We start from the raw sequence: 22,371 nt of genomic DNA on the forward strand, positions 1-22,371 counted from the left end.
ACTAGAAACATTCTTTTTTATTTTTGTCAGCGAAACTGAAGGAGTGCCAGTGACAGCTGAGACGGTCGCACCGCCTCCCCGAGCGGGTACGAAAGGAACACCCCCGCCTCGGCCACTCGCCGTGCGCATCTGGCGCAATTACGCCTTCAAACGCATACGACAAGCCATATTCACCATATGGTTCGTCGCCACCGGCACCTTCTTTCTCGCCCGCCTCATGCCCGGCGACCCCATCGACATCATGGCTGGCCGCCTCACCGAATCGGGCATGACCCACGCCCAGGCGCGCGGCATCGCCGAAGCGATCGTCCCCTACGACCCGCACGCCTCCTGGTACGTCCAGTACCTGGAGTTCATGACCGGCGTGGTCACCTTCAACTACGGCAACATGATGACCCGGCCCTCCACAGAGGTCACCGACTACATCATGCAGTACCTGCCGTGGACCCTCTTCTCCGTCGGCCTCGGCGTCCTCATCGCCGTCTTCGTCGGCCTGGGCGTCGGCATGATCATGGCCTACCGGCGTAACGGCACCTTCGACCACATCATGACCCCCATCGCCTCATTCCTCGCCGGAGTTCCCAACTACCTGCTCGCCGCAGCCGTCGTGGTCATCGGATCGACCTGGCTGGGCCTATTCAGCTTCGCCAACATGCGAGGCAGGCTCTCCCCCGGCGTCGAAACCGGCTTCAACATGGTCTTCATCGGAGACGCGCTCTACCACGCCATCCTGCCGGTATTCGCCTACGCGGTCACCATCACCGGCGGCTGGATGCTCACCATGAAAGCCGCCACCACCGAAATCATGACCGAGGACTACGTCATGGTCGCCCGCGCTCGCGGGCTCAAAGGATGGCGTATCGGCTCCAACTACATCGGCCGCAACGCGATCCTGCCGCTCATGCCACAAATCGCCCTCGCGCTGGGAACGCTCATCGGCGGAGCGGTCCTCGTCGAGCGCATCCTCAACTACCCGGGCATCGGCGGAATGTTCCTCGAATCGATCAACCAACGCGACTACCCAGTCATTCAGGCAACCACCATCATTCTCGCCTCGACGGTTGTCATCGCCAACCTCATCTGCGACCTCTTGGCCTCCCGCCTCGACCCCCGCATTCGACTCGACGACACGGAGGCGTAACTCATGACGAAAGCGCTCCTCGACGCCCCACCGGAATTCGACAAGCCCGCCAGCACCGGGCGCTTGATCTGGAACGGGCTCACCCGATCGCCCTCCGGATTCGCCGGTGGCATGATCGTCCTGTTCATCGTCCTGCTGTCCTTCGTCGGCCCCTTCTTTGTGGACTCGACCCTGCCCACCGACACCTCCAAGATCTGGAACGGCCCCTCAGCCGAACACTGGCTAGGCACCCAATATCAGGGCAAGGACACCTTCACGATCCTCATCCTCTCCGGGGCCCAGCCGATCTGGATCGGGACACTCGCCGCGTTCACCGCGATCTTCATCGCCGTCTTCCTCGGAGCCATCGCTGGCTACTTCCGCGGCTCACTGGACAACCGGCTATTGCAGCTGACCGACACCGTCATCACCATCCCGCAGTTCCTGCTGATGCTGGCCATCGTCGCGTTCTTCCGCAACCTGCCCGCGGTGGCCGTGGCGCTCATCGTCGGATTCACCACCTGGCCAGTCCTCATGCGTTCCATCCGCATGCAAGTCATGTCCCTGAAAGAACGCGAATTCGTCGAGGCCGCCAAGCTGCAACAACTCGGCGCCGCCCGCATCATCTTCCGGGAGATCCTGCCCAACATGGCCGGGTTCATCTTCGTGAGCTTCATTCTGGCCATCAACAACGCCATCTACGCCGTCGTGGGCCTCTACCTGCTGGGACTGTTGCCCATCACCGACTACAACTGGGGCCTCATGATCCAAGAGGCGTGGTCCCAAAACGCCTACCTCAACTCCAACGCACTCCCCTACGTGCTCGCACCACTGACGATGATCATCTTGTTCCAAATCGGACTAGTCACACTGGGACGATCACTCGAACAGGCGCTTAACCCACGGCTGCGGGAAAGGTAAGCATCCATGAGCAACGAACCCATTCTTTCGGTCCGCGATCTCAGCATCGCCTACCAGACTGGAAAAAACGAGGAAGTCACGGCAGTCTCCGGAGTCAACCTCGACCTGTACGCAGGGCAGTCGCTTGCCCTGGTCGGTGAGTCCGGTTGCGGCAAGACCACTCTCGGGCTTGGTCTGTTGCGGTTGCTGCCCACCATGGGCCAGATCCGCTCCGGCGAGTTGAACTTTCGACGCAAAGACGGCTCCATTGTAGACCTCATGCAGCTCAAGCGCGAGCCCATGCGACGCTTTCGCTGGTCCGAAGCCGCCATCGTCTTCCAGGGCGCGATGAACGCCTTCAACCCGGTACGCCGCATCCAAGACCATTTTGCCGACACCTTGATTGACCACGCCCACCAGCAAAAGTGGACCAAAAAGGAAATAGAAGAACGCTCCGCCGAACTGCTGGAAATGGTGCGACTCGAACCGGCGCGCGTGCTCCCTGCATTCCCGCACGAACTCTCCGGCGGCATGAAACAGCGCGCGCTCATCGCCTTGGCGATGGCACTAAACCCGCAACTGCTCATTTTGGATGAGCCGACCACGGCCCTGGACCTGTTGACACAGCGGGGAATCGTGCAGCAACTGCACGAGATCAGGGAAAAGTTCGGCTTCACCATGGTGTTCATCACCCACGACCTTGGCCTGGCCGCCGAACTGTCCGACCGGGTGGCGACCATGTACGCCGGACGGATCATCGAAACCGGAACCTCGCGTGACATCTTCTACAACCCGCAACACCCCTACACGGCCGGACTGATCAACGCGGTCATGCCCGTCAAGGGTGACCTGCCGGCTCTCGAATCGATTCCCGGCTCCCCGCCGAGTCTGTCCTCGCTGCCCTCCGGCTGCGCCTTCGAGCCACGATGCAGCCTGGCCTTGGGCGAATGCTCCGTCAAGCCGATCCCGTTGCAGACCATCACCAAGCGGTACATGGGCCGCTCCCACGCCGCCGCGTGCGTCCGACCCGGCGAGGTTGACTTTGATCGTCGCCTCACCCACGACGACCCGGCCCCGGTGCCGCTACCGAACACCGTCGAACATCGCCCCGCCAGCACAACTAGGCCTGTCCGCGGAGCCCAGCCCGAAACAAAAGGAGCCGCCAATGTCTGAGACTGAGCTGCTGCGCCTAGACAACATCGAGCAGGTCTTCTCCACCAAAGGAGGGGACGTTCCCGCTGTGGGGGGTGTGGACCTCAAGGTCGAGCGGGGCAAAGTGCTGTGCTTGGTCGGAGAGTCCGGCTGTGGCAAAACCACCACCGCTCGCGCCGCCGCCGGGCTGATTCGGCCCACCTCGGGCCACATTGCCTATGAGGGTCAGGATGTCAAACACATGACCCGCAAGGAGCGCTTTGACTTCCGTCGGGCCGTGCAGTACATCCACCAAGACCCGTACGCGGCGCTCAACCCGACCCGCACGATCTATTCCACATTGACCGCTGGTTTGCGTAAACACCGGATCGTCACCGGCCGTGCCCGCTCGCGCGCGCGGGCCGTCGAACTGCTCGAACGAGTCGACCTCACCCCGGCCGAAAGCTACCTGGACAAGTATCCGCACCAGCTCTCCGGCGGCCAGCGCCAGCGGGTCAACGTGGCCCGATCCTTGGCGATGGACCCCGAGGTGCTCATCTGTGATGAGTCGACTTCGATGCTGGATGTGTCGATCCGGGTCAGCATTCTCAACACGCTGGGGAAGCTACGTGACGAGTTGAATGTGGGGTTCTTGTTCATCACTCATGACTTGGCCGTGGCGAAGTATTTCGCCTGGGATGGGGAGATCGCGGTCATGTACTTGGGGAAGGTCGTTGAGCACGGCCCGACTCCGCAGGTGATCAATGATCCGCAGCATCCGTACACGAAGGCGTTGATCGCGGCGGTGTGCGAGCCGGATCCGGATTCGGCTCGGCGCGTGGACGCGACGGCTGGGCTGCGGTCAGCCAACATCCCCAGTTTGACCAACCTGCCTTCAGGATGCACTTTCCATCCGCGTTGCCCGCTGTTCGCGGCGGGTACTTGCGATGCGACCGAACCGCCGCTGGTCCGTCTGGACGGTCGACGGCGGCTGGCCTGCCATGTGGTGGCACGTGACCACAAGCAGGCGCAGGCGGTGGGGTGATGCGATGTTCACCTTGATCGCCCGCACTGGGCTTTTCATTGGGATCTTCCTGGTGATTAGTGCCGGTGCCTTGGCCCTAGCACTACCTACGGACACCGACGAGTTCGTCATCAGCGTGCTGACGGTCGGAATCGGAGTGTTCCTATCGCTCTTTTCCACCTTTGCCCTATTCATAGAAAGGAAGAGGCAGTGACCTCTCAGCGAAAGACTTCACGTTCCATGGAGATGTCCCGGCGGCGCCTATTGCAGGCCGCGGGAATGGGTACGGTCGGCGTGGCCGGCGCTAGCGCGCTCGGCGCTTGCGCGGCGGATTCGAGCAGTAACGGCGAGGGCGGCGGGACTTTTGTCGGTTCCTACGACTTCGACGTGACGGCGTCTCACTTCAACGCCTTCGCCGACGACAACGCTCTCCTTCTCGACAGTGTTTACAGCGAGCTGTTCACCCCCCGTGGCGCTTTGCGCGTCTGGGGTACCGGCGAGTGGGAATTGCAGCTTATCGAAAGCTATGAGCTGGGCGATGACCATTCATTGGAAATCAAGATCCGCCCCGGAGTGGAGTGGACCGACGGCACTGAGGTGACCTCGAAGGACTTTGAGGGCACGTACTATCTTGCCAAGCTGACCTCGGCACCTGACGACATCGGATACCCGGACGTGGAAGAAATCCACGTTGCGGATGACTACACCTTGCACGTGCAGTTCCGTAACAGCTTTGACGGTATCGAATACAACGTCATGCGCGAGCGCATCTTGCCGCACTCTCGCTTTGGCGAGTTCATGGACCGCGCCAAGGAGCTGGTACTCGACGGCGTCAGCTTCGGTGACGACGAAGAGCAAGACCTCACCGGTGAGATCTCGACCCTGGAATTCCAGGACGAGGGCTACCTTACTTGCGGGCCTTTCAAGATCGAGCCCAGCGACATCAGCGACAACATCGTGGTGATGAAGAAGCACGACAAGGGCCTCTTCACCGACCAGGTGAAGTTCGACGAGGTGCGCATCCAGAAGGCCGACAACGCCACGGCTGCTCAACTGCTGCTGGAACGCGAAATCGACTACGCCACGCACGTGTTGAACCCCTCGGACCGCGACGTCGTCGCGGGTGTGGAGGGCCTAAAGCAGCTGCCAATGGCCGCCTCGCCCGATGGGGTTGGCGTCATGCTGAACTGGGGCCGCCACGAGGAGTTCCAGGATGTGCGGGTACGTCAGGCTCTGATGCACGTGATCAACCGCGAAGAGGTCGGCATCATCGCCCAGGGCGAGGACGGCTCCTACCCGACGCAGTACGTGACGGGTCTAGCCGATGGAATCGCCGAGCGCCTGTTCACCTCCGAGGAACTTGAGGACTTCAACCACTACGAGCACGACACCGACCAGGCCACGGCGCTGCTGGAAGATGCGGGCTGGACCCTGGATGGCGACAACTGGCTCAAGCCCAATGGCGACCGCGCCAGCTACGAGCTGATCGGTGTTTCGGGTTGGGACGACTTCGTGCAGTCCGCCACGCAGATCGGTGAGCAGCTGAACAACTTCGGCTTCGACATCGAAGTGTTGAACGTGCCCGAGGACAACCCTTGGGGCATCTGGGGAACTGGCGACTTCGACATGGCGATCCGCCAATGGGGCAACCCGTTCAACCCCGACTACTGGGGCGCCTGGCAGATGGGCTGGTACGTCGACAACGAGCGCACCGGAACCAACCCGGGCATGGGGGTGCCGACCGACGATGTTGACGACCAGTACGAGATCGCCCGTGACTCCTTCGACGAGGAGGAGCGAGAAGAGGCTAACCGGGAGCTGGCACGAGAGTTCAACGAAACGCTGCCGCGACTGCCGGTGTGGGGCTTCGTGCGTCTGACGCACGGAATCGAGGGTGTGCGGGTGAAGAGCCTGGACTTCCCCTCCGAGTGGGCGGAGAACCACCCGCACGAGGACAACCCGGTGATGATGGGAATCCTCTCTGGCGACATCGAACCTGCCTAGTCGGTATGGCGGCTCTGTCTAGGGCGCTGCACCGCTTAGACAGAGCCCCGACCACTGGGCAACCTGATGGGCCTCTGGCGAAGCCACTACGACGCAAGCTCGCCAGATCAAGGCATATCCAAGGACTTTGCCTCGCTCGACTCGTGGTGGCTGGAGGATTGCAATTACTGCCACGGGGCGGGCTCTATCCCCCCGGATAGCGGCGGGATCGTCAGGGGTTACCCGTGACGATCCCGCCGTCGACTTTGGCCCGCTCGCGCGACGCTGGGGGTGTGCGAGCGAAGTGCCTGGGCCGCACGGCCACTGGGCCTATGCGGCCTGATTGACCGCGATGTCACGTCGATATCGCTCAACAGCAGGACCGATGACAGTTTCATCGTCTGCATTGGTTCAGTTTCGTCGCGGTCCGGGGTCCGCGTCGAGACACAAGAGGGTGGATCTGGCTCACGAGGCCACGGTCCACCCTGTTGTTTGCAACGAATTGCCTCCCACACCCCGACACGTGTCTGCAGAAGATTATCCGGATGAGGATTATCCTCATCCGGATAATCTTCTGTTCACTTGATACTTTGCTACTCTCCAGCCGTATCAGCAGGTTACGGCTGCCCTCCTTGAACCGGTTGACTCCCTCCGGTTGCCAATGCCGTCGGATGAGACGACTACGGCGTCGCCTGAGGCACGATCACGTGCCTCAGGCGACGCCGCCTTGTCATCGTTATTTATATGCCTAGGCTATTTCTCCCCGTTCACGAATTTTGCAACCGGGTGGATTAAATCCAGTCTTTGATCTCCGCCAAGATCTGGTCAGCGCTCACTCCGGAGTTGGGGCATCCGCCGAAGTGATGCAGCGCCACCACTTCGTGAGTGTGGGCGTTGAGCACAGGTGAACCCGATGAACCAAATTCGGTGTCGCACATGTAGGCGATGTCGGTTCCAGCCACATAACCGTCATACACCGCGTGGGAGACCACGCAGTTGCCGTTGTCGGGAATTGAGGTGATCGCCAGTTCGCTGGGGCGGCCCGCCGGGTGCTGCGGGATGTAGATCTCGTCGCCCTGGGAGGCACGCTGGTCCGACAGCCTCAAGTGCCCAAAGTGCTCCACCGCCTCGAAGTCGTCCACAGTAAACAACGTGTAGTCCAAGCTACGGTTGGTGGCGATGACCTGCTCGCCCCGCACCTTCACCGGCTGCGTCGTCGCCCTGCTGCCGCATGAGACGCAGTGGTAGTCAAACCACAGCTCTGCTCGCTGGGCCTCGGAGGTCTGGGTGAAGCAGTGGTTGTTCGTCAACAGGCGATTGTCCTCGCTCACACGGAAGGCAGTACACAATACGGTGCCGTCCAGCAGCAGTCGCGCCACCGGCTCGGTGCTGGCGAACGCCTCCGGGTGGCTCTCCTGGTAACAAACCGCCGGGGCCTTGTCGTCACCGCCACAAATGGATTCCTCGATGTGCTCACGACCCATCTGTTGCATCCGATCCCCGATGACGGACTCGGGCAGGCCGTAGGCGACCTGGTCGACAACAACACCCATTTGGTCGAGACTGTCGGTCACATCAGCCAGACCCGTCCGCGGGTGCAGTTCGACAATCGCGGTGTCTCCGGTGATGGACATAGCCCAGTTGTCCACGTTGGAGGAATCCATCACGTACTTCTCTTCGCCATCAGGGCTGGAGACGGTCACGTAGTCGTCACCAAGAAGTTCCATTTCTTGGAAGTGCACCTTGACATAGGAGGCATCGCTTTGGTGAAAGACGAGGTTCGGTGCCTCAAGGACGTCGGCCAAGTCTAGGGCCGCAGCATCGGATTCGCCCTCGTAGCTCTCGGTCAGATTCGTATCGAGGCTATTGCCGTCGAGCACACCGTTACCAGTGAGGTGATCGAGTGTCAGGTTGTCGACAATGCTGCCAGCGATCAGCGAAGGGTCAATCCCCGTGTTCGCGAACACATCCGCCACATCCACATAGGAGATGGTCTCGGTGACATCCTCGATGTCTCCGATTTCTAGTAGGCCAGGGGCGCGGTCCTCGACCAAACCGGCGCTCTCACCCGGGGGCGTCGACTCTTCGGCCCGCTCCGCCAGCGCGCTGGGCACGACGAATGCGCCGGTGACCACGACCGCGGCCCCCACTGAGGCAGCGACCAGGTGGCGGCGGCGACGCCCCGGCGCGTTCACGCGCTCAGTCTCGGCCTCGCCGGGGAGGCTGGGGCCGTTGGTGGCGCCGAGGTGTTCGATGCTGCTCTGTGAGATTCCGCTGACGTGGTCGTGGGCACCCAGACTGTCTTGGTAGCGAAAGTCACCTCCCCCAGTTGCCTTGTCGCCGTTGGGCCCTTGCCCCTTTGACATCGTCACTACGCGCTCCTTCCCAGGATGTTCCGTTTCCTGTGTAACGAGCGAGGCGGGTTTTGGTTCCTTGGTCAACAAATCCCGCACCAGGGGCGAATTTCGGCGTTTTCGCAGCTAACGGACATGTGCGGCACGGAGAAGCAGAACCGTCCGAGCGGACAGAATGTGTGACCGCTCGTCGGAGTGTCGGTGTTTGCGTTCGATCCCCATCAATGCTGTCGGCCACGGAGTTTGGCAGTAGGTCTAGCTAATGGCCGCTGGGCTAATCCATGACCGAAGCCGAACCCCGGCTTTGGGATAGCAGGTGATTGAGTCCCTGTTTCGACGCAAGCACCAGCAAAGTTTGCCCCATTCGCAGCGGCTGCCCTTTGGAGAAGGCGGGATTGGCCATCGGGTCCCAATGTTCCTTGCCGGTGGGTTGGCGGATCGCCAACAGCCGCGTGTATTCGACCTCGCTGACATCGGCGGCGTAAGCACCGTCGAGGGCGGAACCACCTTGGATCTTCACCTGGCAAATGTAGATCGCCTGATGACGTACCGGGATCGTCTCCAGGATCGTGTCTTCGGTCATCGTCGCGGCGAAGGCACCGGCCACCACGCGCGGCACGCTGTATGAGGAACGAATGTTGAGTTCTTCGCGCAGCGAGCGCGCCATTTCCGACTCGTAGATGCGCAAGGCCACATGCAGGTCCTCTTTGAGCTGCATGCCGTTGAGTGCCGCCTCCAGGTTCGCCTCGTCGGTGGAGGTCAAGGCCGCCAGGGACTTGCAGCTTTGGATGTGCGCCGCCTCCAAGATTTCGGGCTGCCCAGCTTCGCCGAACAGAACGTGCGCCCCGCATTGACGTGCGGCCCTCACTCCTGTGGCTTCCCGGTTGCGGTCAATGGCGACGACTTGGACGCCTTGTTCGCGCAGTTGCTGCACCACGCGGGTACCCACGTTGCCCAGTCCGACGACGATCACGTGGCCCCGGATCGGGTACACCAGTTGGCCTTCGTCCAGCGACATCCGGCGGGTCACGAGCGCCTGGACAATGGCGCCGGTGACGACGGGGATCAAGAGGGCACCGGACATCGCCACAACTCCGTGGGCGAGCTTGGTCCATTTGGAGGCCTCAATGTCGGGGTCGATGCCGCCGGCTGCGGTCAACGTGACGATGTAGAGGGCGTCCCACCAGTTTTCGGGTTCGGCCTCGGTGGCGTCGAAGTGGTTGAGCATCCACACGCCGCCGATGACGATCACCAACAAGATCACGGCGGTGAGGCGTAGCTTCATGTCAAAGACGCGCCGCGCCATTTCCCACGACCGGATGAGGAACTGCCGAGCCGAGGACTGCCGCGACCGCCACCAGGGGATTTTCGTCTCCCGTTCCAGGCGCAGGACGCGGATGCAATCTTCAAAGTCGTCCGGTAGCAACGAAAGGTGGTCATCGCGGCGGCTGGCGATGGGCCATTCTCCCGACGGACTCCCTTCGGCCTCACGCTCGCGTGACTGGGTCATGCGACGGCCCCAGATGGTGATGTCGCCGGGCGGCAATCCTCCCAGCGCCGCTGTCACGAAGGTGGGCGCGGCTAGGTCGGCATCGGACATGATCACGGTGTCGCCGCCGATGAGGGCCTTGATCCGGTCGGTGAGGTTCTGGTTGTACATCCGGATGATGATCTTGGGTCCCGGTACGGTCTCCTTGCTTCGTTGGGAGGCCGCGGAGCCGTTGCGTTGTTTGGGTATCTCCCCCAGGCTGCGGGAGACCTCACGGATACGCATCGCCATGTTGATATTGCCGATGTCGTCTTGGTTCATGAGCGCGACCGCCGTGGCATCCTGTAGCCCGGCCTCTTGCAACGACACGTCGGTTATTCCATTGCGCTCCGAAATCGTCACCAGTGAGGAGGTTTGGGAGTATTCGCGGATTTCCCGGCGGCGGCTGCCGTGGGCGGAGGGCAGCAACACGGTCACGGGGATGCCGTGGCGCTCGGTGAGCTCCTCTATCAAGAGATACGCCAGCCCGGAATCTCCGCAGACGATCACCTTTTGCGAAGCTGCGGCTAGTTCGGGATGGTTTATGCCGGGGTTCATTTTCTCAGTGTATTTGTCCGGCCAAACTTCCGCTCGCCCAAAGATGTCGCCTCCAGGCATTCGACGTTGGGCCCTTGGTGGAGATGCCCGCCATATTGGCGCCACACCTCTGGGATAGCCGTCGGAAGTCGATAGCCTGGGAAGCGTGATCCCACTAGACCTCAAAATCTTCCGCGTCGTCGCCATCGCCGAGGCCTGCTCGTGGGCGGGTCTGCTCATCGGCATGTACTTCAAGTACCTCGGGGGAGGCAATGACATTGGAGTCGCGATCTTCGGCCCGATTCACGGCGCGCTGTTCATGGCCTACCTTCTGGCGGTGCTTGTCAGCGCCCGCCTACACTCGTGGCCGCTGAAGGAACTTCTCATTGGTGGCATCTGTTCGGTGCCCCCGTTCGCCACCTTGTGGTTCGACCATCGCGTCATGAAACGATTCCGAGCTCAGCGCGACGCCGATGTGCCCGCCCCCGGGGAGGAACCAAAACGTGCCACGGCTGACGTCTAAGCCTGGGTGTGTCGCGAAAAGTCACCGATATGACTGGTCGACCTCGGAATTGGTGGACGAGAGTGGCATCGACGGGCCACACTTAGAAACATGTCACTCCCAGAGGTAGTTCTTCACTTGTCAACGGAGGTCCTAGCGGACCTCAACGACGACGAGTCGTTGGCGTTTGCCTTTGCGCACGGGCCCGCCGTAGCCGAATTCGGGCAAGGCGCGGAGCTGTTGTGTGTCTGGGACCTGCCAGAGGCGCCTTCCGAACTCAACGGCGTGGCAAGCCATATCACCGTGGGCCAGTTCCATAGCCACCTCGACGAGCTCTATGCCGGGCGCGGCTGGTACGAGCCTGGCACCACGGCTTTGACCTTGGCGGCGCAGTTCAGCCACGGCACGCTCTTGGCCGATGATTCGGAGCTGGGCAGCGAGGCGCGCGGGCGCATCACTGATTTTCCGGACAAGTTGATCGAGGCTTCCGCGCAGCTTCTGCAGGAGAATGCGGAGGCTTTGGCCAAGACGCTCATCGAGATGCCCAATGATCCGTGGCACAGAGCCCATCTGCTTGATGTGGGCCTGCACCGGGCATATGTGGCGTTTTTTGCCGCTTCCGAGGAGTTCTTTCCCGGTATTGCCCATCGGGCCGACTGGGTGCGACTGTTGGGGCTGGATGAGGGAGTGCTCGAGGCGGAGAGAGGCATCTGGGCCTCCCTTGAGGACCCGGGTGCGCTGTCGGGCGCGTGGCGCTGTTTTGCCGAGCGGGTGCTCAAGACCGTCTAGGGTGCGTACTCTCTGAGAAGTGATCGACCCGGCCTCTCGTGGCTCACCCGCAGGGACGAGTCATCGCCACTGTCATGCCGCTGGCCTCGCTGAGGGTCTTGCCCACTTGCATGAGGTAGAAGTCGCCTTGGGCATCGCGATAGGCCGCGTCTTCTGCATTGTCCACTAGCCGCACCGCTTCTTCGGGCGCCAGCTGCCAGAACCGTTCCATCGCCTCGGACGGGTCTCCGTCGAAGTCCAGTTCGGCCCAGAAGGTGGCCGCGTGCGGGGACGGCCCTTGCGCCGATGTGGGACATTCGGCAGTGCCTAGGTCGAAACGGTCGACTGAGCCGACTATGCGGGCCAGCTGGTCGAGCTCCCCCGCGACCGAGTCGGTGTCGAGGTAGGGCGCGCGGCTTTCGAATCCTTCGGCCCCTCGACAACCCGTGTCGGCGGAAAACGTGATCTGCCCGGTGCCCACGAGCCGCAAGTCGAGGAACTCCGGCGTCGTGACTATGCCTCCGTGGTCGGACAGTGGCCGGAAATGGTAGCGGGTGTCAAGGTGCTCAAACATTCGCGCCGCCGCCTGCTCCCGATGAGCCGATTCGGTGACCACACGCAGCGATTGGGAGTGTTCGACTCCGTCACGGACCAGCGTGATCGGGCATTCTTCCAGCAGCTGCGGGGTGATGACAAAGGGGTAGGGCTGCCCGGCCAGGGCGGTCATGCCCTCGGTCATGGCCTCTTGTAGCTCCTCGACCCCTTTGGCGGCGTCTGCTTGCTCGCGCACGGTCGGGGTGCTGGCCACAAAGGCGGTTACGACGATGGCAACGGCCCAGACCGCAGTCACGGCGAGAAGAATGCGGCGGCCACGCTGGCTGGTTTGAGCAAACACAGATTCTAGTGTGCCCCAAGAGGCCATGGGCGAACTCACCCGGCGTCGACCGATGTGGTCCTTTCTCCCGCCATCGCTGCTGGCTGGCCGAAACGTCCATCTGTGGCTGCGGCCCGCGCACGCTCGATGCCTGGTCACGGCAGGGAAGTCGTTCTCTCCTCAAGGTGGGATGTTGTGACCCGTTGGTCGTGGAGTGGCTGCCGCGCGCCTGGTGGTGCTGCGGTGCGCTCCGTCGAGGAATCCCGGTGGTGCTGGATGCTCTAGATACATCGCACTCGTTGGGGTCTCGTCGTCTCCACGCCAACGGGGGTCGGTGCCGTTGGGTGAGGGCCATCTAGACCGACGCGCAGCTGCCGCGCCAGGGCCACCCCCACTACAGCCAAAAGTGTGCGTATTGAATTGGTGTCTTAGGTTGTGTACGTCAACCAACGTGCCGCATCCACGACCGGTTGCCCCAGGTCAGCGCAGGCCAGACGGGCCGATGTGGGTCAGCGGCGCGATGGTGGCCACGGTTGGTTGACGGTGATTGCCAGCTGTGGCTACAAGTCGCGCAGCTGTGAGTGCGTCGTGAGATATTCCTGAAAATTTTCGTTCAGTCGACTCAAGCCTTTGGCTTTGTCGCCCCAGACGCACGGTTGCATCCACCAGCCGCCCAGCGGCGTTAGGTAGAAGCGGGCTACCGGTTCACCGTCGCGATTCTCTTCGCGGTGAACGGAAATGGAGTCTCCGCGCCAGGAGCCGTACAGGTAGAAGTACTGGTTGTCGGAGAGAAACCGCCCGTAGTATTTGCCCGGTTCCACGTATGTTCCCCACAGATCATGAGTCGAGGCTCGGCTGATGGCGTTGATCGATGGTTTGCGCCCGTTGACGATGCGCGTCTTCGGGATTCGAAACCTGTTGTGGCGCACTTCAGCCCACCTCCCGCAAAGCCGGGTCGGCGTTGGCGACCGCTTGGGCGAGGAGCGCTTCTTGCCATTCGGTTGGGCGGCCGGAGAACGGTGTCTCCCACTCGACGCCGGTGATGCGTCCACGGGCGAACAGGATCGTGGCGACGCGAATGGCCATGCATTGGCCGCGCATCCGCAAAGCCAGGGCTGAGCCTCGTTCCGGATGCGGCGAGACGGTGAAGACCTCTGAGTTGTAACGGAACTCGACCACAGAGTCGGGTGTTGTCTTGGGCGACTCGGTAGGAGGAGTCGTGCTGGTAAACGCCAGATCTTGGCCCACCAAGGTCCGGTGGAGATCCAGCTTGGCGGCGGGTTGTTCCTCCTGATGTCCAGATGACGGACCGCCGGAGGGCGAATCAGGTTTGGGATTATCGCTACTGTGCGCGATAATGACAGGGTCGGGCGTAGACATCGTCTACCTCCGATTTCTTTAGAGACCGGGGCGGGCTGAGCTACCAACTACTGGCCGCCCCGGTCGGCTTATGTGAACTTCGCAAGAGGTGCCCTTTTAGAACATCTCGCCACAGACAGTAGCGTCACTCTCACGATGGTTGATAGCATGACACAATCAGAGTTCCGTTGCAAGATTGCAACGGATAGTTTCCGCGATTTGTTTATTTTTGCCAGAAATGTCAGGAGAGGGTCCACGTGAAGAGAACCGGCCCAGAGCCCAGCCTTCGCGCACAGTGGCTTGGCGAAAAACTGCGTGACCTCAGGAAACGCCTCCGGATTCCGCAAGGTGAAGCTTCCAAGCACATCCGTCGCAACCCCGGAATGCTCAGTCGATATGAGAACGGCGAGATTCCGTTCCGGCGGGAAGATGTCCTAGCCCTCCTGGACTTCTACGGCGTGTCCAACGAAATCGAACGGAACGGCCTGCTGCAACTATGTGACGACATATGGCGAAAGGGCTGGTGGGATCAGCATCGAGATGACATGGGTAGCGAATTCATCAACGTTCCCTGGCTAGAGGCGAGAACTGATCGAATCAACACCTACCAACATCTGCTTGTGCCTGGTTTGCTTCAAACGCGCGAGTATGCCGACGCAATTATTCGGAACGAAGCGCCCAAGCGCACGCCTGAGGACCAGATTTCTCGGTGGGTTGACGTTCGAGTCGAGCGGCAAAAGGTTCTGCACCGGGAGTCACCGGTTCAACTCTCAGTCGTACTGGAAGAGGTAGCTCTTCTACGCCCAGTTGCGACCTCAGGAATTATGGCCGATCAGCTTCAGCACCTGCTCGATCGATCGCTGGAGAGCCACATCGAGGTCCTTGTCATGCCGATGAGCGGCGGTCCACACAAGGCTCAGTCAGGGAGCTTTGAACTTTTTGAGATGCCCTTCCCATACATGGACGTGACGTACATCGACACTGTTGGAGGGTCGCTCTACATCGAAGAACCACAGGTCCGACACATCCAGGCCGTGTGGGACAGTGTAAGAGGCAGAGCGCTCACTGAAGAAGACTCAAGAGCCCTGATCAAGCGGCACATGGAGGGCTACCAATGACATCTAGCAATCAGCCTTCGCTAGAGCGTAGTGAACTCGAAGTCATTGATTGGCATGTAAGTTCGCGAAGCTCGACCAACGGGGGCCAGTGTGTCGAAGCCGGGCCGCTGGCCGACGGTTCGGGCCGGGTCGCCGTGCGCCATTCCCACCACCCCGAAGGTGACCTCATCGTCTACACCCACCAAGAGTGGGCCGCGTTCCTCGCCGGAGCCAAAGACGGCGAATTCGACTTTTAGCCCCACAGCTAGGCGGACCCATGTTTACGGGATTCGTTGCCTCAGGCTCATCGCAAGTGGTCACGCCTCATCCAGCCACTGACATGTCGCAAGAGTGCTGCCTCAGCGCGGTCTAGAAGTCCGTCTCTTTCCTCCGGTGACGCATCCAGCTGTTGGACAACGACGTAATCCGCTATCGGCAAGATGGTTCTCTAAGCCTAACCAAGGGCTCCATCAAGTCGCTCTGGTTGGCCGAGAGTTGATTGGACCAAGAGCTCAATACGCAGTGGCTTCGGCCCATCGGAGGATGCCACCATCGCTCTGCTGGCATCTACGACGTATTTCTCTACCGTGATATGGCTACTGTCATCCTTGAGACCCTTCTCGATGACGATGCCAAACACCGCAAGATTTACTTGCCCCTGCTTTTCCCAGGGCTGCCAATCCCGATTGGCAGCAAATAGCGTCCCCCAACACTGGCGGGCATTAAAAAGAGGCGACACCTGGTCGGTCAGGTGTCGCCCCTATCCCACTAAGACGAACACAGTCGTCCGAGGAGAAGACCGCACAGGGATCGGTCTTCGATGAAGGTTCTGAAGGTTGTCGGATCCTGGCGCGAGGCCACCGGAGGGGACATTCACGGTTGCGAACGTCCTGACCGGTCTGTCGGCGCCAGCCAGTACGTGCCTAGGAACGGTCGACGGTCACAGTGGACTCGTTGAGTCCCTGCGAGACGGTGACTTCACTCTTACCGTCTCCGAAGCGTGAGAGCGCCCGCAGCGTCCAGTTACCTGGTGCGGCGAAGAACCGGTAACGGCCCTCCGCGCCCGTGACGACCTCGGCGGTGAACTCACCGGTGCCATCGAGCAGCCGAACGTAGGCCCCGGCCACGGTGTTGCCGTCGGAGTCATAGACCAGGCCAGTGACGACGGTTTCGGTCTCGAGGTCAACGGCGGCTGGTAGCGCGGCATCCTGAGACGGAGCTCCGCAACCGCTGGTCTGAGTGTTAACGGGGGTGGCAGTAGCAGCAGACATTTCTTTTCTCCTTTTCTCGTCAGCCGGTTTACTTGGCATCGCCGGGTTCATCGCCGAGCGCGATCGGCACGCCTACCAGCGAGCCGTACTCGGTCCAGGAACCGTCGTAGTTCTTCACGTTCTCGAAGCCCAGTAGCTCTTGCAGGGCGAACCAGGTGTGGGAGGAACGCTCTCCGATGCGGCAGTAGGCGATAGTCGGCCGGTCGAGGTCGAGGCCAGCTTCGGTGTAGAGCTCCTTGAGCTCTTCGTTGGACTTGAAGGTGCCGTCTTCGTTGGCTGCCTTGCTCCACGGGACGCTGATAGCCGTCGGGATGTGGCCCGCACGCTGGGACTGTTCCTGCGGCAGGTGGGCCGGGGCCAGGAGACGACCGGCGTATTCGTCGGGGGAACGCACGTCGACCAGGTTGACCGCTCCGATCGCGTTGACCGTCTCGTCACGCAGGGCGCGAATGGAGTTGTCAGCTTCCTTGGCGACGTATTTGGTGCGCTCGCGCTTGGGAACCTCGGCGACGAGGTCGCGGGCATCCAGTTCCCACTTCTTGCGGCCTCCGTCGAGCAGCTTGACGTTCTCGTGGCCGTAAAGCTTGAAGTACCAGTAGGCATAGGCGGCGAACCAGTTGTTGTTACCGCCGTAGAGAATCACGGTGTCGTCGTTGCTGATTCCGCGCTCGGAGAGCAGTTCGGAGAACTGTTCGGAGCTGACGAAGTCGCGTCGAACCGGGTCCTGGAGGTCGGTCTTCCAGTCGAGCTTGATGGCGCCTTTGATGTGGCTGGAGTCGTATGCGGTGGTGTCTTCGTCAACCTCGACGAAAACGATTCCTGCGGTGTCGAGGTTGTTCTCCGCCCATTCGGCGGTTACCAGCACGTCTTCACGGCTCATATGTGCTAACTCTCCTAAGTAGAGGGTCGAAAGATAGGGAAAGCGAATTTCCTGTGTTTACGCGTTTCTAATCTTGGGGTTCGATCCATAGGGGGTTGCTCCAACTGGTTGTCAGGTGGTTCGAACTGTTCAGGTGAAGCCGGTTGGCTTCTCTGTGACGGGTTGCGAATCCACGTTGATCATCACCGCGCAACACCACTTATGGCGATCCCCGGGGGACCGTGGCGTCACCTATGAAGAGGGTATTGAGATACGGAGACTTGGCCCCGCTCGCAGCCATAATGGCAGGAGCAAGGACTCACTTGTCTACGTAGGAAGATTGGGCAGAAACCCAGAATCCGGATTCTCGATACACCAGTACTCGCTGTGACGCCTCTGGCGGCTCATACAGCCGCCCGGGCAGCCTGAGGGCTGCCTAGGGCATTCGACATAGCGAGTTGGCGATCCGGCAAAAATCGATCGCGCGCCGCTTGGTTAGAAGTGCTTTGCGCATGAGGAGAACGGTAACAGACTGCGGGCGCTCCGGCTAGCCCCCGTCCCGGATTTTGGACACAGGCCCGAAAATGTTGGGTAGGTAACGCTGCCAGCCTCAGATTCATTGGCCAGTGTGACTCACGCTTACGAAAGTGCCGGTCAGATGCGATCGTGAACTCTATGCACGAATATCCGTTTTCTCACCGACGACCTCGAGCGCCCCCGGCTGCCAGTGGCGACGCCCCTGCCCGGTTCGGCCATCGCAGAGCGCCGCGCGGCCTCCTCCACCGACTCAAAGCCTTTCCGCACGGCGAATTCACAGCCACCCAAAAAGATGAGCTACTCGTCCTGAGACCAAGAAATGCCGAACGAGGCCGCCCGCCTCAGTTGCCATTAGGATTCTTCTTAGCAGTGACGTGCGCCTGTAATGGCCCACGCGAATCGCAAACACCGACTGTGCGAGAGCACCGATACCGCACAGTGATGTCACGCCACATTCACGACCCATTCAGACACAGCCGCAACGACGCAAAGATACCCCGATACCAAAATCGACAAATACGCGCGTCCACCCACTTGCGGCCACGATTTACAACCGCAACGCGAGGACATCCGGGGAATGGCCGCATTAGACCTGTAACGGGTTGACGACCAGTTCACGCCCCGACCCTAGAACTCACCGACGTCGTTCGATCCCAGAGTTAGGATGCGAGCAAATACGATAAAGCTATAGGCTAATTTCATCCAGCAAAAGCTACCTAGAAGCCAACGGCAAGCGAACACAAATCCATTCAGTAATCAATTATCCTCGCCCCAAAGTGGCATTATGCGCCCATATCGTATTCGCCATTATTCCCAGTCCTCGGCAGTAGCGATTAGCCGTGCGCGCAGAGGCTTCGACAAAAGGCGCTCGCGTCGGCTCGTTTACTTACGTCAAGTTCGCACTTTCTTATAGGCCTCGTAGGTGAGCGTGCCATGTCAACTGGGATCAAACACGCCCCACTATGGGCGAATGTTCCCCTTGCGGCGGCTCTATGAGTCGCCTGAAAAACCAGGTGGCCGCTCAGGTGAGGGTGACGTCTTCGGCATAGCCCTTTAGGTGGATGGCGTCGCTGGTGAACTCCAGGTCAGTCAACGTGATCCCATAAGGCAGCGTAGGCAGGGCCACGGTCGTGTTGAGGCGGTCGACCATGCCGCGCACAATCTCCTCGCCCCCAGGCGGCAGCGGGGTGCCCACGGCGTTGAAATCACCCGCGGAGATCACGATGGCGTTGTCTGCCATCGACACCGAGCCGGTGCCCTGGAGCGGGATGTCGTTTCCGAACACATTCAGCGTCGCGTCAATGGTCATGTCACCGCTGGTGGAAACACTGATGTCGAAGTCGACCACATCGTCTACCAAATTGGACAGAGACTCGGCCGACACCGTTCCGGTGGCCTCGACGCGCGCGGCCACAATCGAGCCGCCGCGCACCGTGTCCGTCAGCGGAGCGTCGATGTCGTAGGCCTCCAGTACCAGCCTGGGGAAGACCAAGCCATTCGCGTGCACGTCCCGCAGCGCGATGTCGACCTGCCCATACTCGCCGCCGACGACCTGGGTGAGGAACGGGAACCCGTGTATGTCGACGTGAGGGCGTTGTTCTGAGGCCGCGCCTTCGGACGCCGCCGAGGAGGCCACCTGCTTGGCGATCTGGCGCTCGGCGACATAGGCGGCGACGCGGTCGCCAACAACGAGCACGAGGGCCAGCACGAGCAACGCGATCAGCCAGCGGACGATACGGCGACGAGTCTTGTTCACGGGTTTCTCCTCAGCGATGCGACGCCCCGACGGCAGCGTTGTGGCACCGTGGGTCAACGTCAGGGGTAGACGGCCCGAATCCGAATGTTGGCATGGGGTTGCGCGCAATTTCGGGCGGCCGTCTGGGGCAACCATACTGCCCATCGACCACGGCAACAACGAACCGCATCAGGCCACCATGTAGTAGGCGCTGAGTAGGTAGATCACCGGCCCTGCCAAGGCGAAGGCGAGGAGCGGGCCCAGCAGTCCATTCACCAGCCACCAGGCGGTACCCAGCCCGTCGATGCGGCGAGCCGCTTGAAGGTAGGAGGCAGAAAGATCGCACAATACGGCCACGAGCGCGACCAGAAGCCCGCCGATCGCGGCCGAAGTCGGGTCAGGGCCCTCCAGCACGACCCCGGCGTACCCGGCCGCTCCCGTGCCACACACCACGCCGATGACGATGCCGAACGCACCACGGGGAACTTGCCGGTTGATGCGCGGGTTGGGCATGGCCATGTCGATCGCGCGGGCAGCCACGATCGCCGTCCCGGCGGCCATCACGGCCGTGTACATGGCTGGAGGGGCCGCCCCCAGGCGCGACAGGGCGATATAGGAGGCGAAGCCCACCGCGCCGACCACCGCGCACATGGAAATTGCCAATTGGTCGACCAAGTCACGGCGGTCGCGCTGAAACAGCTGCACCACGACCACGGCGATGAAGGCCACGGCCAGTAGTGCCGCGATGGGCAGCAGCGACACCGGCCGCCAGTGCACGGCGACGGCTCCAGCTCCAAGGCCCGTCATAACGGCTACGGCGACCGGCGGGATAGGTGACCGAGCTCTCAACTGCCACACGAGGGCAATCGCGAGCAGCGCTTGCAGGCCGCCAATCCCGATCGCGTAAAACATGCGTTCCAGTTGTGACCCAAGGATCAGGCCAGCAGTTATCAAGGCGGCCAAGACGATTGGCGGCACCAGCTGCCAGATAGGCGGCTGCGCGGGGGGCATCGTGGGGTCGATGGGGGGCTCCGCCGGTGGGCTAACGGGGGCATCGACGTCGTCATGTTGCTCAAGTGACACGCCCTTGAGCGTACGCGATCGGCCTCAGGGGGTGAAATCTTGCATTGCGAAGCCGTATACTGGTGGGCGTATCACCACCCGCTTTCCGCCAGCGGTGCCGGGCAGCGACGAACAGCCAGTCTTAGGCTGTTCAGTTATCGCGGAGGAACTCTGTGCAGATTCTCATTCTCACCGCCACCCCTGGTTCAAGCAACGGCCCTCAGTCCCGCCGCGCCGACCGTACGGCACCAGTCCGTCCCGGCCTCGCTGTCGCCTCGAACGCTCCGCTGGCCGCATTGGAGCTTCTAGGCCACCGGCTGCGATATGCCGAACCCGATGTCAACACCCTGTTGGGCGGACCCGCCCCGGACTTGATCCTGGTCGATGCCCGCACCGAACTAGCCGATGCCCGATCCACCTGTCGCCTACTCCAGGCCGCTGGCGGATCGACACCCGTGATCGCCGTGGTCACCGAGGCGGGTCTGGTGACATTGCAGGGCGACTGGGGCATTGACGATTTCGTATTGGACACTGCGGGCCCCGCCGAGGTCGAAGCGCGGCTTCGGCTGGCCTCTGGCACCCATGACACCCAGGGCACCGCTGAGGCGGCGCTCATTCGCGTCGGCGCGCTCACGGTCGACCCCGAGACCTACGCGGCGAAGCTCAAGGGGCAACCACTGGACTTGACCTACAAGGAATTCGAGCTGCTGCGCTTCCTGGCCCAACACCCCGGACGGGTTTTCACCCGTGAGCAGCTGCTGCGCGAAGTGTGGGGCTACGACTTCTTCGGCGGCACCCGCACCGTCGACGTACACGTACGACGGCTACGGGCGAAGCTCGGGAGCGAGCACGAGGCGCTCATCGGTACGGTAAGGCAGGTGGGCTACAAGTTCGTCGCCCCGCCGGTTGACAGTGACGAGGTAGTCGCGCAAGCCAACTCCTAACAGCGTTCCCACACCTCTACCGTGACCTGTCCTCGCTGGTGGGTACCTGTGCGGCGAAACGGCGTCGGAGCAAAACCGCCGGCGAACATGGGGATTCCACTGCCCGCGACTATGCTGTCACGCTTAATTTCCAGCCGGTCGATCTCGCCCAATAGTTCACCGGCGAGATTCCCTCCACCGCAAAGCCATATGTCGAGCCCGTCCTCGGACTTCAACCGCCGTACCGTCTCGACGGGGTCGCGGTCGACCACTGTCACCGCGGGGTCCACCTCGCCCAGCGTGGAGGAGAACACGAACTGGCGCAAGTGTGCGTACGGGCTCGATATTCCTTCGCGGTACCCCACCTCGTAGGTGTGTCGGCCCATCAACACCGTGTCGAAACGTTCGTTGGGAACCTCGTCTCGATTCAGCGCCTGGCGCACGTGGGTCGGGCACGTGTCGCTGTCGAGATACTTCAAACCCGCCTGCGGGTCGGCAATGTGCGAGAAAAAGTCGAACTGCCCGTTCGGTCCGGCAATATAGCCATCGACAGTGGCGGCAATGTAATAGACCAGTTGGCGCATGAGGGTCCCTTTCTAAAAACACACGGAAGCTTATGCAAAAACGCAAGCTCAAGGATACAGTGGACGCAGCCGACGAGAACGCCTGCAGCACCCTTCCATAAGCCTGGCGGACGGTTCGTCTCAGGTGTGGCCGCACCGCAAGCCTGAACAGGCCACGACTTCCAATACCGTTGAGACAGACACGAAGTGGCCGCCCGGAAAACCGAGCGGCCACTTACTTTAG

General features: G+C 61.4%; 21 protein-coding genes. 11 read left to right on the top strand and 10 right to left on the bottom strand.

Annotated features, from left to right (window positions below; all coding sequences use genetic code 11):
* Window positions 1-49 precede the first annotated feature (49 nt).
* Genes JQS30_RS15220 through JQS30_RS15245 form a run of 6 tightly spaced genes read left to right on the top strand, consistent with a single transcriptional unit; the run spans window position 50 to window position 6,179 of the window.
* Complete coding sequence (locus JQS30_RS15220) at window positions 50-1,141, top strand: ABC transporter permease (protein ID WP_213171088.1); 1,092 nt, start codon at window positions 50-52, stop codon at window positions 1,139-1,141.
* A gap of 3 nt (window positions 1,142-1,144) precedes the next feature.
* Window positions 1,145-2,041, top strand: a complete 897-nt coding sequence (locus JQS30_RS15225) for an ABC transporter permease (RefSeq protein ID WP_213171089.1) — start codon at window positions 1,145-1,147, stop codon at window positions 2,039-2,041.
* Window positions 2,042-2,047: 6 nt separating this feature from the next.
* A complete protein-coding gene (locus tag JQS30_RS15230) occupies window positions 2,048-3,193 on the top strand; it encodes an ABC transporter ATP-binding protein (protein WP_213171090.1) in 1,146 nt (381 codons plus the stop codon).
* Window positions 3,186-4,196 (top strand): ABC transporter ATP-binding protein, encoded by a 1,011-nt coding sequence (locus tag JQS30_RS15235; protein ID WP_213171091.1) that lies wholly within the window; start codon window positions 3,186-3,188, stop codon window positions 4,194-4,196. Before JQS30_RS15230 ends, JQS30_RS15235 begins: the two co-directional genes overlap by 8 nt.
* Before the next feature lie 4 nt (window positions 4,197-4,200).
* Window positions 4,201-4,389: a hypothetical protein gene (locus JQS30_RS15240; RefSeq protein ID WP_213171092.1), complete on the top strand. Its 189-nt coding sequence runs from the start codon at window positions 4,201-4,203 to the stop codon at window positions 4,387-4,389.
* Window positions 4,386-6,179 carry an ABC transporter substrate-binding protein gene (locus JQS30_RS15245; RefSeq protein WP_213171093.1) on the top strand — a complete coding sequence of 598 codons (1,794 nt, stop codon included), beginning with the start codon at window positions 4,386-4,388 and terminating at the stop codon, window positions 6,177-6,179. The genes JQS30_RS15240 and JQS30_RS15245 overlap by 4 nt, the downstream gene beginning before the upstream one ends.
* A 770-nt stretch (window positions 6,180-6,949) precedes the next feature.
* Here the strand turns inward: JQS30_RS15245 and JQS30_RS15250 are convergent.
* Entirely contained in the window at window positions 6,950-8,524 is a 1,575-nt protein-coding gene (locus tag JQS30_RS15250) for a trypsin-like serine peptidase (protein ID WP_246498167.1), read from the bottom strand.
* 262 nt (window positions 8,525-8,786) lie between these two features.
* Entirely contained in the window at window positions 8,787-10,598 is a 1,812-nt protein-coding gene (locus tag JQS30_RS15255) for an NAD-binding protein (RefSeq protein ID WP_213171095.1), read from the bottom strand.
* 145 nt (window positions 10,599-10,743) lie between these two features.
* On the opposite strand from JQS30_RS15255, the gene JQS30_RS15260 reads away from it, so the two are divergent.
* Window positions 10,744-11,100 (top strand): DUF3817 domain-containing protein, encoded by a 357-nt coding sequence (locus JQS30_RS15260; RefSeq protein WP_246497948.1) that lies wholly within the window; start codon window positions 10,744-10,746, stop codon window positions 11,098-11,100.
* A gap of 90 nt (window positions 11,101-11,190) precedes the next feature.
* On the top strand, window positions 11,191-11,868 hold the full coding sequence (locus JQS30_RS15265) for a hypothetical protein (RefSeq protein ID WP_213171096.1): 678 nt from the start codon (window positions 11,191-11,193) through the stop codon (window positions 11,866-11,868).
* Between the two features lie 43 nt (window positions 11,869-11,911).
* On the opposite strand, the gene JQS30_RS15270 is transcribed toward JQS30_RS15265, so the two are convergent.
* The 3 genes from JQS30_RS15270 to JQS30_RS15280 all read right to left on the bottom strand — a co-directional run bounded on the left by JQS30_RS15270 (window position 11,912) and on the right by JQS30_RS15280 (window position 14,101).
* Entirely contained in the window at window positions 11,912-12,742 is an 831-nt protein-coding gene (locus tag JQS30_RS15270) for a hypothetical protein (protein ID WP_213171097.1), read from the bottom strand.
* A 539-nt stretch (window positions 12,743-13,281) separates the two neighbouring features.
* On the bottom strand, window positions 13,282-13,650 hold the full coding sequence (locus JQS30_RS15275; protein ID WP_213171098.1) for a hypothetical protein: 369 nt from the start codon (window positions 13,648-13,650) through the stop codon (window positions 13,282-13,284).
* Window position 13,651: 1 nt separating this feature from the next.
* Window positions 13,652-14,101, bottom strand: a complete 450-nt coding sequence (locus tag JQS30_RS15280; protein WP_213171099.1) for a hypothetical protein — start codon at window positions 14,099-14,101, stop codon at window positions 13,652-13,654.
* 236 nt (window positions 14,102-14,337) lie between these two features.
* On the opposite strand from JQS30_RS15280, the gene JQS30_RS15285 reads away from it, so the two are divergent.
* Complete coding sequence (locus JQS30_RS15285; protein ID WP_213171100.1) at window positions 14,338-15,198, top strand: helix-turn-helix domain-containing protein; 861 nt, start codon at window positions 14,338-14,340, stop codon at window positions 15,196-15,198.
* A complete protein-coding gene (locus JQS30_RS15290; protein ID WP_213171101.1) occupies window positions 15,195-15,434 on the top strand; it encodes a DUF397 domain-containing protein in 240 nt (79 codons plus the stop codon). The genes JQS30_RS15285 and JQS30_RS15290 overlap by 4 nt, the downstream gene beginning before the upstream one ends.
* Before the next feature lie 666 nt (window positions 15,435-16,100).
* Here the strand turns inward: JQS30_RS15290 and JQS30_RS15295 are convergent.
* From JQS30_RS15295 to JQS30_RS15310, 4 genes are all read right to left on the bottom strand, one after another.
* Entirely contained in the window at window positions 16,101-16,448 is a 348-nt protein-coding gene (locus JQS30_RS15295; RefSeq protein WP_213171102.1) for a DUF1416 domain-containing protein, read from the bottom strand.
* A 28-nt stretch (window positions 16,449-16,476) separates the two neighbouring features.
* Entirely contained in the window at window positions 16,477-17,328 is an 852-nt protein-coding gene (locus tag JQS30_RS15300; protein ID WP_213171103.1) for a sulfurtransferase, read from the bottom strand.
* A gap of 1,537 nt (window positions 17,329-18,865) precedes the next feature.
* Window positions 18,866-19,600, bottom strand: coding sequence for an LmeA family phospholipid-binding protein (locus JQS30_RS15305; RefSeq protein ID WP_213171104.1), 735 nt, complete (start codon window positions 19,598-19,600; stop codon window positions 18,866-18,868).
* A 168-nt stretch (window positions 19,601-19,768) separates the two neighbouring features.
* On the bottom strand, window positions 19,769-20,662 hold the full coding sequence (locus JQS30_RS15310; RefSeq protein ID WP_213171105.1) for a hypothetical protein: 894 nt from the start codon (window positions 20,660-20,662) through the stop codon (window positions 19,769-19,771).
* Window positions 20,663-20,928: 266 nt separating this feature from the next.
* Between JQS30_RS15310 and JQS30_RS15315 the strand changes: the two genes are divergently transcribed.
* Window positions 20,929-21,585, top strand: coding sequence for a winged helix-turn-helix transcriptional regulator (locus JQS30_RS15315; protein WP_213173102.1), 657 nt, complete (start codon window positions 20,929-20,931; stop codon window positions 21,583-21,585).
* Here the strand turns inward: JQS30_RS15315 and JQS30_RS15320 are convergent.
* Complete coding sequence (locus tag JQS30_RS15320) at window positions 21,582-22,148, bottom strand: dihydrofolate reductase family protein (RefSeq protein ID WP_213171106.1); 567 nt, start codon at window positions 22,146-22,148, stop codon at window positions 21,582-21,584. The two genes, JQS30_RS15315 and JQS30_RS15320, sit on opposite strands and share 4 nt — an antisense overlap.
* Between the last annotated feature and the right edge of the window lie 223 nt (window positions 22,149-22,371).

This window comes from Natronoglycomyces albus, from assembly GCF_016925535.1.
In the GTDB taxonomy this organism is placed as follows: domain Bacteria; phylum Actinomycetota; class Actinomycetes; order Mycobacteriales; family Micromonosporaceae; genus Natronoglycomyces; species Natronoglycomyces albus.

Excerpts from the sequence above, each read along its gene's own strand:
- JQS30_RS15225 (WP_213171089.1), top strand. The coding sequence starts at position 1,145 with ATGACGAAAGCGCTCCTCGACGCCCCACCGGAATTCGACAAGCCCGCC.
- JQS30_RS15230 (WP_213171090.1), top strand. The coding sequence starts at position 2,048 with ATGAGCAACGAACCCATTCTTTCGGTCCGCGATCTCAGCATCGCCTAC.
- JQS30_RS15235 (WP_213171091.1), top strand. The coding sequence starts at position 3,186 with ATGTCTGAGACTGAGCTGCTGCGCCTAGACAACATCGAGCAGGTCTTC.
- JQS30_RS15240 (WP_213171092.1), top strand. The coding sequence starts at position 4,201 with ATGTTCACCTTGATCGCCCGCACTGGGCTTTTCATTGGGATCTTCCTG.
- JQS30_RS15250 (WP_246498167.1), bottom strand. The coding sequence starts at position 8,524 with ATGTCAAAGGGGCAAGGGCCCAACGGCGACAAGGCAACTGGGGGAGGT.
- JQS30_RS15255 (WP_213171095.1), bottom strand. The coding sequence starts at position 10,598 with ATGAACCCCGGCATAAACCATCCCGAACTAGCCGCAGCTTCGCAAAAG.
- JQS30_RS15265 (WP_213171096.1), top strand. The coding sequence starts at position 11,191 with ATGTCACTCCCAGAGGTAGTTCTTCACTTGTCAACGGAGGTCCTAGCG.
- JQS30_RS15280 (WP_213171099.1), bottom strand. The coding sequence starts at position 14,101 with ATGTCTACGCCCGACCCTGTCATTATCGCGCACAGTAGCGATAATCCC.
- JQS30_RS15290 (WP_213171101.1), top strand. The coding sequence starts at position 15,195 with ATGACATCTAGCAATCAGCCTTCGCTAGAGCGTAGTGAACTCGAAGTC.
- JQS30_RS15295 (WP_213171102.1), bottom strand. The coding sequence starts at position 16,448 with ATGTCTGCTGCTACTGCCACCCCCGTTAACACTCAGACCAGCGGTTGC.
- JQS30_RS15300 (WP_213171103.1), bottom strand. The coding sequence starts at position 17,328 with ATGAGCCGTGAAGACGTGCTGGTAACCGCCGAATGGGCGGAGAACAAC.
- JQS30_RS15320 (WP_213171106.1), bottom strand. The coding sequence starts at position 22,148 with ATGCGCCAACTGGTCTATTACATTGCCGCCACTGTCGATGGCTATATT.